The sequence below is a fragment of the Kitasatospora sp. NPDC093558 genome (assembly GCF_040683475.1).
Lineage (GTDB): Bacteria > Actinomycetota > Actinomycetes > Streptomycetales > Streptomycetaceae > Kitasatospora.
In genome coordinates this window covers 1-11,761 of record NZ_JBFBDY010000188.1, presented here as the reverse complement: position 1 = coordinate 11,761, position 11,761 = coordinate 1, and the positions used below count along the sequence as shown (strand labels likewise).

At 72.0% G+C, this 11,761-nt stretch carries 10 protein-coding genes and 2 pseudogenes; 3 read left to right on the top strand and 9 right to left on the bottom strand.

The features are described from left to right. Positions 1-1,345: CocE/NonD family hydrolase (locus tag AB0O00_RS19135; RefSeq protein ID WP_363653242.1), on the bottom strand; the 1,345-nt coding region annotated here is incomplete at its 3' end. Between the two features lie 224 nt (positions 1,346-1,569). On the opposite strand from AB0O00_RS19135, the pseudogene AB0O00_RS19130 reads away from it, so the two are divergent. Further along, positions 1,570-1,671, top strand: a pseudogene (locus AB0O00_RS19130) (nuclear transport factor 2 family protein); the annotation flags it as partial. A gap of 214 nt (positions 1,672-1,885) precedes the next feature. Here the strand turns inward: AB0O00_RS19130 and AB0O00_RS19125 are convergent. The 4 genes from AB0O00_RS19125 to AB0O00_RS19110 all read right to left on the bottom strand — a co-directional run bounded on the left by AB0O00_RS19125 (position 1,886) and on the right by AB0O00_RS19110 (position 6,269). Further along, positions 1,886-3,436, bottom strand: a complete 1,551-nt coding sequence (locus AB0O00_RS19125; RefSeq protein WP_363653240.1) for a hypothetical protein — start codon at positions 3,434-3,436, stop codon at positions 1,886-1,888. Positions 3,437-3,573: 137 nt separating this feature from the next. After that, the gene (locus AB0O00_RS19120; RefSeq protein WP_363653238.1) at positions 3,574-4,503 is read right to left on the bottom strand and encodes a Gfo/Idh/MocA family oxidoreductase; all 930 of its coding nucleotides are present in this window, start codon (positions 4,501-4,503) and stop codon (positions 3,574-3,576) included. 231 nt (positions 4,504-4,734) lie between these two features. After that, complete coding sequence (locus AB0O00_RS19115) at positions 4,735-5,370, bottom strand: sortase (protein ID WP_363653236.1); 636 nt, start codon at positions 5,368-5,370, stop codon at positions 4,735-4,737. A gap of 179 nt (positions 5,371-5,549) precedes the next feature. Further along, complete coding sequence (locus AB0O00_RS19110) at positions 5,550-6,269, bottom strand: hypothetical protein (protein WP_363653234.1); 720 nt, start codon at positions 6,267-6,269, stop codon at positions 5,550-5,552. Between the two features lie 30 nt (positions 6,270-6,299). Here AB0O00_RS19110 and AB0O00_RS19105 point away from each other — a divergent pair, with 30 nt between their 5' ends. Beyond that, positions 6,300-6,449, top strand: coding sequence for a hypothetical protein (locus AB0O00_RS19105; RefSeq protein WP_363653232.1), 150 nt, complete (start codon positions 6,300-6,302; stop codon positions 6,447-6,449). Positions 6,450-6,461: 12 nt separating this feature from the next. Here AB0O00_RS19105 and AB0O00_RS19100 read toward each other — a convergent pair whose 3' ends face one another. The 3 genes from AB0O00_RS19100 to AB0O00_RS19090 form a co-directional block, all read right to left on the bottom strand. Then, positions 6,462-7,550, bottom strand: a complete 1,089-nt coding sequence (locus tag AB0O00_RS19100) for a helix-turn-helix transcriptional regulator (RefSeq protein WP_363653231.1) — start codon at positions 7,548-7,550, stop codon at positions 6,462-6,464. Between the two features lie 98 nt (positions 7,551-7,648). Further along, positions 7,649-8,638, bottom strand: coding sequence for a nucleotidyl transferase AbiEii/AbiGii toxin family protein (locus AB0O00_RS19095; RefSeq protein WP_363653229.1), 990 nt, complete (start codon positions 8,636-8,638; stop codon positions 7,649-7,651). Between the two features lie 106 nt (positions 8,639-8,744). Continuing rightward, the gene (locus AB0O00_RS19090; protein WP_363653228.1) at positions 8,745-9,161 is read right to left on the bottom strand and encodes a hypothetical protein; all 417 of its coding nucleotides are present in this window, start codon (positions 9,159-9,161) and stop codon (positions 8,745-8,747) included. A 123-nt stretch (positions 9,162-9,284) separates the two neighbouring features. On the opposite strand from AB0O00_RS19090, the gene AB0O00_RS19085 reads away from it, so the two are divergent. Then, positions 9,285-10,979: a serine/threonine-protein kinase gene (locus tag AB0O00_RS19085; protein WP_363653243.1), complete on the top strand. Its 1,695-nt coding sequence runs from the start codon at positions 9,285-9,287 to the stop codon at positions 10,977-10,979. A gap of 15 nt (positions 10,980-10,994) precedes the next feature. Here the strand turns inward: AB0O00_RS19085 and AB0O00_RS19080 are convergent. Beyond that, positions 10,995-11,761 (bottom strand): annotated as a pseudogene (locus AB0O00_RS19080) (FAD-dependent oxidoreductase); the annotation flags it as partial.

The following is an 11,761-nucleotide window of genomic DNA, read 5'->3' as shown; positions in this document are numbered from 1 at the left end:
TCTGCGGCGCGTGCGCGATCAGGCGGCCGACGCCGAGCGCGTCCACGTCGTAGAGGTAGGCGACGGCCGTGCCCTGCGACGCGTCGCTGGTGACGGTGGTGTGCACGCGGGCCGCGCCGCGCACCCGCAGGCCCTGCCCGTACGGCTCCGTCTGCCGGACGGAGGCGGCCGAGCGGTCGAGGAGCGGCACGAGGACGGTCGGCGGCTGGTGCAGCCACTGGTCGACCATGCCGGAGAGCAGGACGACGCCGGCGCTCGCACCGGAGCGCTCATCGCCGCGCACGGTGGACGCGTCGCCGAAACTCAGGTTCTCTGTACGGGAGTTGACGGATCGCCAGTCCGGGTACGCCTCGTGGGCGCCGGTCGGGCGGACCTCCAGGTCGACGCCCTGCTCCGGCTGACCCGCGTCCGCCGAGCCCTTGAGGTAGTGGTCGAGCCAGCCGCGGGCGTTGTCCCAGGTGGCGTTGGAGAAGCCGAGCAGGCCGGTGAACTCCTGGCTCGCGTGGTCGCCCGGGCGCAGTTCGAGGCGCTTGGGGACGGTGAGCCGCTGGTAGAAGTCCGTCATCTGGCCGGGGTTGAAGAAGCTGTCGCTCCAGCCGTTGGCGAGGTAGATCGCGGCGCCGTTGGCGTTGATCCGGTCCAGGTAGGCGGCCGGCGAGCGGACGCCCGCCCACTTGATCACGTCGGGCAGGTCCCGGTCGGCGAACAGGTCGCCCAGGGCCTTCGCGAACTCCGGGCTCTTGCGGCCGGTCAGGTGCTCGATGTTCTCCAGCCGGGTGGCGGCGGCGGTGTGCCGGGTCTGCCCGCTGTACAGCGCGTCGGTCAGGTCGGCCCAGCCGCTCAGCGAGGCGACCGCCTTGATCCGCGGGTCGAACGCGGCACCGAGGAGCGTGAGCCCGCCGCCGAGCGAGAGCCCGATCATGCCGACCCGGTCGGGGTCGGCGGAGGTGTTGGCGAGCGCCCAGTCGATCACCGTCGAGATGTCGCCGACGTCCTTGGGCCCGGCGACGTCCACCTGCCCGCCCGACCCCCAGAACCCGCGCACGGTGTACGTCACGACGACGTACCCGGCGGCGGCGAACTTGCGCCCCTGGGCAACGTACTCCAGGTCGTTCTGCCCCCAACTCGCCGGCTGCACCACCACCGGGTACCGCCCCTGCGCATCCGCCCCCGGCGTCCCGGCCGGCGGGGTGAACACGTCGGCCCTGAGCACGACCCCGTCCGACGCGGTGATGCTCGCCAGCCGGAACCCGGTGAACGCCGAAGCAGCGACAGGAGCCGCTACGGCAGGCTGGGCGGCCGCACCCGCACCAAGGGCCAGCGCCGCGACGAGCGCAACGCTCACCGTCCGGTGTCCACCACTCCGCCGCTGGGGTCGTGCCATCACGCTGTTCTCCCTACTGCCGACAAGATCCGATCGCAGGGAGCCTAACGATCTGACACACCCTCAGACGAGACGATGATCAGCCAAACTACTGGCTGGTAACCCTTCTCGCTGCGGCGCCGGATCCACTTCGGAGGCGGGAAAACTCCTTGCCTGGGAGCCCCTTGGCGCCGATAGAAAGGGACATGGACGACGAGATCATCCCCCCGGTCGAACGTATGCTCGCGGTACGCGCCTGCGAGCGCATCATCGTGGACTTCATCCACCGCCTCGACCTCGGCGACCCGAGCTCGGCGCTCCTCGCCGGCCGGCGCGTGTGCCACCCCTCCGGCGCCGACCCGGCGCGCCTCCCCCCCCCGGAGGCATCCCCCCTCTCTTCACCACCCCTTGCGGCCCGGCGACCGACGGGTCGCGCGGCCGCAGTGATCGGTCTCGGCTGCCTTCACGGACCGGTCGTCGCGGCCTGCGGCCCGCACGCCCTGCGGGCCGCAGGGGCAGCCGCTACTTGGGCTGGACGTGCACGAGCATGCCCTCGATGCGCTTGTCGGGCGTCCCGCAGAAGGCGCCGTCCTGCACGAACGGCGTGTCGCCGGTGTCCTGCACGTGCGCCATGTACGTCACCACGTACTTGTCGGCCTCCGTTCCGGTCAGTTCTATGGCGAACCCTTCGATCCGCAGGGACTGTCCGCGCGTGCCGATGAACTGCCCTTCCGGCACCCAGTCAACGGGCTGATTGCCCTGGAGAGTCGCCCGGTAGTGCAAGCTCAGGCCCGGAATCGGGGGATCGAAGTGGAGCTCGAACCCCTCCAGCCTGAGCGACATCCCCTGGGTGCCCATGAACTTGTCCTGCGACAGCGGGACGTCCCCGATGTTCTCCAAGTGGACGACGCCGCCCAGGGTTTCGCTGGGAAAGGTGATCGGCCACGGATTGTCGTTGACCAGCCCCGAAGGGTTCCCGGGCGGATACGTCAGCCAGAGCAGCAGCGCGAACGGCTCGAAGGGGTACACGTCACCGATCAGCTTCGCGGCGGTGTCCGCCAGGGTGGCGCCACCGGCCTGGACGATCTGCCCCCAGTCAAGCCCGAACTGCACGTTCAGGTAGTTCAGGAAGAGAACGGCGCAGCCGTTCGAGATCTCGGATCCCCCCGCCGTCCCGGAAGAGGGGTCCGTCCGGTTCACGTAGTTGGGCCGCAGGCCGCTGTCCAGCCAGACCGCTCCCGCTCCGGTCACGTTCCCCGGGTAGAGCGCCGTTGCGAGGTCCCGGGACAGGCCCTCGCCGTTGCTCGCCCCGCAGTTCCACCCGGCGTTCTGATGAGCCATGAACACTTCGGCCACTTCCGCCACCACGCCCGCGCTCACCTTGGCTCCGTTCGTCGCGTCGTAGGCGGCGGCGTGGATGTCCCGGGCCGCACAGCTTCCGGTGTGATACGCGCCGAACGACCCGGCATCGATGTAGACGCGGAAGGGCCCGCCGACGTTGATGCCGCCGAACCAATTCCGCACCTGAGTGAAGTCCCTCTCGCAGGTGGCCAGGACGGCTGTTGCCATGGCCTGCCCGCCGGCGCCGAGGCCGGCGTCGTAGAAGACCTCGAAGTTCGACGTCCGCAGTCCGCCCGGCTGGTACGCGGCGACCACGGCGGGTGTGAAGGGTTTCGACTTCGTCCAGAACAGATAGCTCATTTCCGTGCCTCCTTGGCCGTCCCGGCGATCCGGCCGGACTGCAGCAGCAGTCGGCCGAGACGATTCGAGACGATGGGAAACGACGAGGGGCCACCCGCCCGGACCATGGTTCGTGTCCGTTCTTATGCCTTCTACGCTACGCCTGGCGACTTCGCGATTCGACCCCCTGACGCGACGGGAACGGGGCTCTCCCTTCCCGTCGGCCAGGTCCCGCTGGTACTGCACCTCGGCGCCGACCGGCTTCGGGGCCTTGCCCGCGACGTGGCCGCCGTCGGCGTGGGCCGCGCCGGAGAGCGCGACGACGGCCAGGCCGGCGAGCACGGTGCTGCCGATCACCGTCGCGGAGCGCCTGCCGACATGACGATTGCGCATGTGGTTCCTCGATCCTCGAACTCCGTCGATGTCCCGGGTGAGCTCGGCCCACCCGGAATCGATCTCGGAGCGTCGCGGATTCAGCAGAACCACCAAGGTGGATCGGAGGAACTGCCGATCGGTGCGCGTCCCGCGGCTCAGGCGGACTCGATGCGCTCGACGACGAGGTCGCACAACTCGTGGGTGCGCAGGGCGTCGTGGGCGTCGATCGTCTTCCCCGCGCGGACGGCGTCGAGGAAGGTGAGGACGCACTGTTCGATGCCGCGCTGGCGGGCCACCGAGACCCAGTCCCCGCGGCGGCGGACGGTGGGCTGGCCGCGGTGGTCGATCACCTCGGCGAGGTTGTGGACCTCGCGCTTGGAGTCGGTGCCGGAGACCTCCAGCACCTCCTCCGTCGAGCCGCTGCGGCGGTTCATGATGCCGAGGGCGGTGAAGCCGTCGCCGGCGAGGGTGAGGACGACGTGCTCGACCAGCCCGTCGACGCGGCGGGCGCGGACGTCGACGTGCTCGACCTCGCCGGGGACGAGGAAGCGCAGGGTGTCGACGACGTGGATGAAGTCGTCGTAGACGAGCGTCCGGGCGGCCTCGGGGAGGCCCTCGCGGTTCTTCTGGAGAACGATCAGGTCGCGCGGGCGCTCCAACGCCTGGGCGTAGCCGGGCGCGTGGCGCCGGTTGAAGCCGTCCATGAGCGCGCGGCCGGTGCGGTCGGCGAGGTCGACGAGACGGCGCGCGCCGTCGAGGGTGTGGTCGAGCGGCTTGTCGACGTAGACGTCCACACCGGCCGTGAGCAGCTGCTCGACGATCGGGACGTGCTGATCGGTGGCCGCGTGCACGAACGCGGCGTGGATGCCGCCCTTGATCAGTTCGCCGAGGTCGGTGTGGCGGTGGGCGGGGTCGATGCGGTGGACGTCGCCGATGCGGTCGAGCTTGGCGCGGTCGCGGGTCATCAGCCGCAGGTCCAGCTCGGGCAGGGCCGTGAGGACCGGCAGATACGCCTTCTGCGCGATGTCGCCGAGACCGATCACCCCGACCGGGAGCGGCTCGGCGGAAAAGCTGGTCGGGCTCATCAGGGGGCCTCCTACAGTGCGGACAGTCACCGGCCGAACCACCTTAGCTGCGCGCTTCCATCGAGCGGCCCGTCCGACAGGTGCCCGAGAAGCAACCCGTCGTGTAAAGGCGTGCTCGGGCGAGGACTGGCGCTCGGTGGGCCACGTCCATCCAAAGCAGTGATGTCCCCGGCCGTCGAGCGGCCGGGGACATCACGGAGCCTGGGGACGGCATTCAGCCGACGCCGCCGATCACATGAGGTCCGCGTAGAAGATGACGTTGTCGGTGCGGTGGCCGTGCTCGATGCTGCCGCCGCAGGTCAGCAGGCGAAGTTCGGCGTGATCGGTCGCGCTGTAGACCTTGCTGGTGGGGAAGTCCTTCTTGTTCACGTCCTCGATCTCGCGGATCCTGAACTTCGCGGCGCTGCCGTCCTCGCGCGGGACTTCGATGGTGTCGCCCAGCTTGATCTTCTCGACATCCCTCATCAGGGCCGGACCGTGCTTGGTGTCGAAGTGGGCGACCAGGACGGAGACTCCGATCTCGCCCGGGGTGACGCTCCCGGTCCACCAGCCGGGGCTGTTCGCCTCGGTGTCGGCGTCCGGGACGCCGAGCTCGCCCGTGGCATCGAGCTTGAGATCGACCATCTTCCTGGTGTCGACGCCCGCCGCGTCGATCTTCAGCCCCGCCGGACGGGACTTGGGCAGCGCCTGCACGCCGGTCGGGATCGACGTGGCCTGGGTGTTGCCGACCTTGGGCGTGGGCGGCAGTTCGACGCTCTGGCTACAGGCGACCATGGTGCCGATGGCGACGACGCCGCCGGCCACGGCGGCGAGGAACCTGGCTCGGCGGCGGGAACGGACACGAGTGCTGGGAATCACGAGTGCCATCGTCGCGATATTCAGGCACCGAGAGAGGCGGGCGGGCATCGGCGCCGAGTGGAAACTCCAGGTGCCGTACGACCCGTACCTGCGGGACCGCCGGCAGCGACTGCCCCATGGCAGAACGGCTGTGGCCCCCATCGCGGCGGCCACAGCCCGGTTGGCCCTGCGGGGTCATCTCTGCGCGGTCATCCCTGCACCGGGGTGGCGGCGGCCAGGGCGGCGTGCCGCGCGGTGAGGAGTGCGGACGCCTGGTCGTGCCAGTGGGTGTCCAGGTGGGTTTCGGCGTCGGCCTGGGCCTGCTGGACGGCTGCGGCCAGGTGTGCGGTGTCCTGGCACGTCGCGTCCAGCTTGGCGGCGTCGAGTTCGGCGCGGGCGGTGGCGTGGAGGGCGTCCGGGCGGGAGCCGGCGTGGGCCAGGGCGTCGCGGACGGCGGCGCGGTCCTGCTGGAGCGTGGTGGCCGTTCCGCCGTGGCCGGCGATGCAGTCGGCCCAGCGCTGCTGGGCCGCGAGGAAGGTCTGGCTCTGCAGCACCGAGGCGATGACCTGGCTCTCCAAACCGGTGATCTGCAGGTTGAGTTGGTCGTAGCCCTGGCCGTACAGACGGTTGCGGGACTGGTAGACGCAGCTGTCGGTGTTGATCTGCAGCGTGGCCGCTCCCGGTGCGGAGAGCGTGACCTGGTCGTGCCCGGTGCCGACGAGGGCGGTGTTCCAGGCCTCCTGGCGGTCCGCGGGCAGCTTGCTCGTCTCGGCCTGGTTGGGGTCGCTCAGGCGTTGCTGGGCGAGTGCGGCGGAGGTCATGCCGTAGCCGTCGTTCCGCGCCTGCTGCTCGTCCAGGAGGCCGTAGGGGTTCTGCGGGGCCAACTCGGCCGCGGGGACCGGTTGGTAGCCGAAACCCCGGTCGTGCATGCACGCCGCGGTGAAGTTCTCCTCCGCGAGGTGCAGACGGGTCTGCTCCTGCGCGGTGGGGCGGGCCGCCCCGCCCAAGGGCACCGGCTCGGCACCCGCGACGACCTGTACGGCGGCGAGACGCCCGAGGGGAGCACCGTGACCTTCGGCCCGGCGGACCTCTCCCTCCCGGTCCGTTAGGAACCCAGTCCGTCAGGAACCCAGCATGATCCGGGCGACCAGCTCCCGCCGGCTGGCCACCCCGGTCTTGGCGAACACCGACTTGAGGTGGTCCTGCACGGTGTACGGCGCCATCGCGAGCGTCCGCGCCACCTCACGGGTGTCGCAGCCGCGCACGAGCAGCAGGGCCACCTCCTGCTCGCGCGCGGTCAGCCCGTACGCGGCCAGGTAGAGCGGCACCGTCTCGGCGGGCGTGGCGGGGGAGGCGACCACCGTCGCCTGGCCCGAGTCGCCGCCCGCCACACCCGGGCCCCGCAGGGCGGAGCCGTGCAGCACGTACCAGCGGCCGTCCCGGGTCTGCACCCGCACCGGCAGCTGGGGCGCGGGCAGCCCGTCGGCCGCGCGGCGGGCGTGCTCGGCGGCCATCGCGACGGCGGTGGGCACGGCGAGCGCGGTGGGCGTCGGGTCGGCGAACCGGGCGAGCAGGTCCTCGGCGGGGCCGGAGAGCGCGAGGAGCCGGTTGGCCCGGTCGAGGACGATCACGGCGGGAGAGCGGTCGTCGTCCTCATCCACCGGACCCGACGGCGGGACGTGCGAAGCGCGCAGGGCGTTGCCGAGGTGCCGGGCGGCGAGGTCGGCGAGCCTGCGCTGCCGTGCGGCGTACGGGCCGCGGTCGGGCGCGCGCATGAACGCCGCGCAGCCCCACATGCCGCCGGCCGCGTCGAAGCACGCGCGCAGCTCGTCCCCGAAGCCGGCCGGGCGGATCTGCTCGCGGTAGCGGACGCTGCGCCCGGGACAGCCCTGGCTCGCGTGGCTGATCGTCTCGGCGCGGCGGCCGGCCCGGCGGATCTTCGGGAAGGTCGCCAAGTCGTCCGTCCACACCTCCAGTTGGACGGCGTGGTCGTAGGCGGCGAGGCTGAGGTCCTCACTCTGAACGGAGTTGACGAGCCCGGTGGCCGGGTCGGCGGTGTGCCAGCAGACGGCGTCGAACTCCAGGACCGGGCGCAGGAGTTCGTCCGCCGCCCGGAAGATCCGGTCGGTCGGCAGGGCGGCGCCGGCGAGTTCGCGCAGGCCCTCGATGGCGGTCGACTCGGCGGCGGCCCGTGCGTTGCGTAACCCCATGGCCCGGAACCTAACACCCGGTTCGTGCCCGGACCACGCGCCGATCGGCGGGTCCGGCCTCCTCCTCCCGGCGGGCACGATATTGCGCACCGCCCGGTCTACCTCCCCAACACCCCTTCCAGAGCCCGACTCAGGCGTTCCAGCCACTCTTCGGCCGTACCCCGTACCTGTGGATGGTCCGCGCGGAAGGTCTCCCAGTCCACGGACCACAGCGCCACGGCGTCCGGACGCAGGGCGTCTGCGGACGCCGTGAGGCCCGGCTCGTGGCGGAACACCTTGCGCAGCAGCCGTGGAGACAGCTTCGTGGCCTCGGCCTCCGCGAGGAGTACGGCGTCGTAGAGGTCCTTGGCCTGCGCCCGGCCGTCCGTGGTGCAGTCGGCGTGCAGCCACAGCAGCTTCCAGGCGAGCGACAGTTCACGGCTCGCCGTGCGGACGACGGTGGGCCCTGTGCCGTCACCACGGGGTATGGCCGTCCATACGGGGGGCTCGGGGAGCCACTCGTCGCGGGCGAAGTCCAGCTGCACCTCGCCAGGAGGGAGGTCTTCCGCCACCCAAGGGACGATCAAGCGGATGCCCGGGGTGTCGTACTCCGAGTAGGTCCAGGTGCCGTCGATCCGGGCGGCGTTCGCGTCGAGGATCAGTCCCGGCGCGGCTGCCGGCCGTTCACGCAGCAGGCCGAGGAGGGTCTCCTGCGGCCGGCAGGGCTCGGGCTCCACTTCGGCGATCCAGTGCAGTCCTTCGGGCGGTACGGCGGGCCGAAGGCCTCGGGTGTCGAGCTCCTCGAACTCCCAGATCTCGTACCGGCCGGCGCCGTCGGCCGCCTCCGGCCACTGCTGTACGGTCTCCAGCTCCTCGACGTGCGGGTATGGATGAGAGGAGTCCACCGGGATCAGCGGGGACGGAGGGAGGATCCAGTCGAGGTCCGCGGGCTCCCGCGCATCGGCCCCCACCCACGCCGGCATGACCATGCTTCCCCGCAGTACCAGAGCGTCCACCAGAGGGGAACCGGCGACGAGGCCGAGCAGGTGATCGAGTACGGTTCGGTGCGCGATGCCTCGGCGTTCGCCGTCCACGGGGCTGGTCCCCACCTCCCGCGTGAAGTCCTTCACTGCAGCCCCTCCGCGTGGCCGTCCGCTTGTCCGTGGCGGACTGTACTGGTCACCAGTGACAGTGGCAGGGGGGGCAGCGACCGGTTCAGGCCAACCGGGCGCGCCTGCGCTTGGGTTGGGGCTCCGGACCGTCGATCCGCACGAACGCCTCCCGGGCGGCGACGCGGCCGGCGGCGCGGAACGAGCGCGCACTCGAATCCACGTCGTGCACGACCGTACGGCGCACGACGACGGCCAGCGCCACGCCGCCCACGCCGCGCGCGGCCAGCTCCTCGCGCACGCCGTCGACGAACGACTCGTGCCACGAACGGAGTTCACTCTCCGAGATCGTTCCGACGAGCTCCGCCCCGGGCGTGACCTCCAGGACGATCCCGTCCTCCCAGGGCTCGAAGTCCACGGTCAGGTCCGCGAAGTCGGACGGACAGCCCGCCTGCCACACGTACCGCGCCCGTATGTCCCGCACCGGGAACGGCGGGAACGCATCATCCTTGAGATCCTTCACGTGCTGACCGTAGCTCACCGCGCGGATCGGTAGCATCCTCCTTGATCATCGACGGTGCTCCGGCGGTGATCCGACGATGCCGGGGGAGCAGGAGCAGCGGTGACCAGTCAGGACCACACGGGCATGCCGCCGTTGCGGCCGGGCGACCCGCGCGACGTCGCGGGCTACCCGCTGCTGCGCCGGATCGGCGAGGGCGGCATGGGAGCCGTGTACCTGTCCCGGACGCGGGGAGGCCAGCCGGTCGCCATCAAGGTGATCCGCGAGGAGTTCGCCCGCGACGGGGAGTTCCGCCGCCGGTTCGAGCAGGAGGTCCGCGCCGCCCGGACGGTGCAGGGCTACCACGTGGTGCCCGTCGTCGACCACGACACCGCCGGCACGACGCCCTGGCTGGCCTGCCGGTACGTCCCCGGGCTGTCGCTGGAGCAGGCCCTCGACCGGTTCGGGCCGCTGCCCCTGACCACCGTGTTCCAGGTGGCCGGGTGCGTGGCCGAGGCGCTGCGCTCCGTCCACGCGGCCGGGATCGTCCACCGCGACCTGAAGCCCAGCAACGTCCTGCTCGCCACCGACGGCCCGTGGGTCATCGACTTCGGCATCGCCCGGGCCGAGGACGGCACCCGGCTGACCGTCAGCGGCGGGATGATCGGCACTCCCCACTTCATGTCCCCGGAGCAGGCGCTCGGAGAACCGGTGACCCCGGCCGGCGACGTCTTCGCCCTCGGCCTGATCGCCGCCGTCGCCGCCACCCGCCGGCACCCGTACGGGGAGGGCAGCGCGATCACCCTCGCCACGCGCATCGCCAACACCGAGCAGCGGCCCCCGGACCTCTCGGGCTACCAGCCCGAACTGCGCGCGCTGCTCGCCCGCTGCCTCGACGCCGACCCGGCGGCCAGGGCCACCCCCGAGGAGCTGGCGGACCTCTGCAACCGCGTTCTTCCCCGTCCTCTCCGGGCCTTCGAACGCTGGCTGCCGGCGCCCCTGGCCGAGGAGATCCGGCGCCGCGAGGCGGCAGTCCGCCGGCTCCTGGGCGGGGACGCGCCGGCCGAAGGGCCGCCGACCGAGGAGAGCCCGGCCGAACCCGCGGCGGCCGAACCCGCCGTGGCCGAACCCGCGGCGGCCGAACCCGCCGTGGCCGAACCCGCGGAGGTGTACACGCCCACCTACGTACCCACCGCCCCCGCCGTACTGCCCCGGCCGCAGCCGCCCGCGCCCACCCGCGTGCTGGATCCGGACTTCCTGGCGGCCGTCGCTCCCCAGCTCCCCATGCCGCCCGCCTACGCCCCGCCGATCCCCGCCATGCCTCCGCAGACGCCCCCGAGCCCCAGGCGACGACGACGCCTGATGGCCGTAGCGTTCCTGGTCGTCGGCCTCTACACCGCCTACCTCTCGTTCACGGCGCTGGACGTTCCCGACGAGAACGCCACCGCTCCCGTCAAGTACGGTCCGGTCGACGTCACCGTCGACTCCGCCCAGGCCGGCTCCATCGACCTCGACGGGGACCGTCCGGTGGTCGGTGCGGATCCCGCCGATCTGGTGGTGCGGTGGAACGCGGCCGGCCCGCCGAGCCTGGGGGCCGAGCAGGCGCGGCCGGCCTTGGCGGAGGCCGCCCACGCCTACGTCGACTACGATCCGAGCTTCGGCGAGTGCAAGGTTCAGATCAAACAGAACGGTGCCGCCGACAGCGGCCCCCTGGCCGCGGGCAAACGGTTCTGCTACCAGACCCGCAAGGGGCGGACCATCTTCCTCAGGGTCAAGTCCGTCCCCTCCGGCGTCGGGCCCCTCCAGCTCACCGTCACCGCCTGGGACGCCAAGCCGAAGTGACCCCCCAACGAGCTCTCAGCCCCGAACCAGCGCGTCCCACTCGGCGCGGGTCGGCCCGTCGTGCGTCGGCGTGAAGTCGGGGCGGGCGTCGAGCCAGGCGGTGACGCGGTGGTCGACCTCCTCGGTGCCGTAGGCGTGGTCGGGCGTGTGCACGAGGTGGCGCACGTGGGCGCGGGCCCGCATGACGACGGGGTCCTCGAAGGCGCACGTGGCGAGGGCGGCGGCCCGCACGTCCGTGGCCGGTGCGCCCTCGGCGAGGCGCTGGGCGTTCGTCCCGTCGGCCTTCACCTGGGCGTCGAACCAAGGGCGCAGGGTCCGGGTGGTCCAGACGTGGTAACCGGCCGGGTCCGCGGCGACCTCGTCGGCGTGCGCGGCGAGGTACTGGCCGGCCAGCAGGCCGAGGGCGACGCCGTGGCCGAGGGTGGGGTTGGTGTGGACGAGGCTGTCCCCGGCGTTGACCAGACCGGTGACGACGGGCCCCTCCTCATCGACGAGGGAGGACCAGCGGTTGTCCAGGCCGGCCATCGCCAGGACGGCGGACTGCGGTTCGGGGTCGAGGTCGAGCCAGGCGGCGCAGGCCGGGAAGTGGCGGAGGGCGGCCTCGAACACGGCGGGGTCGGTGAGCGCGCCCCGGGTCGGATCGGCCGTGGAGAGCACCATGCTCAGCGCGAAGGTGTCGTTGTCGGACGGGAAGACGCCGGCCATCGCGAACGGCGCGGCCGAACCGGTCTTGACCCGCCCGGGGTCGCGCGGGCCGTCGGCGCGCAGGCGGTACCAGCGGC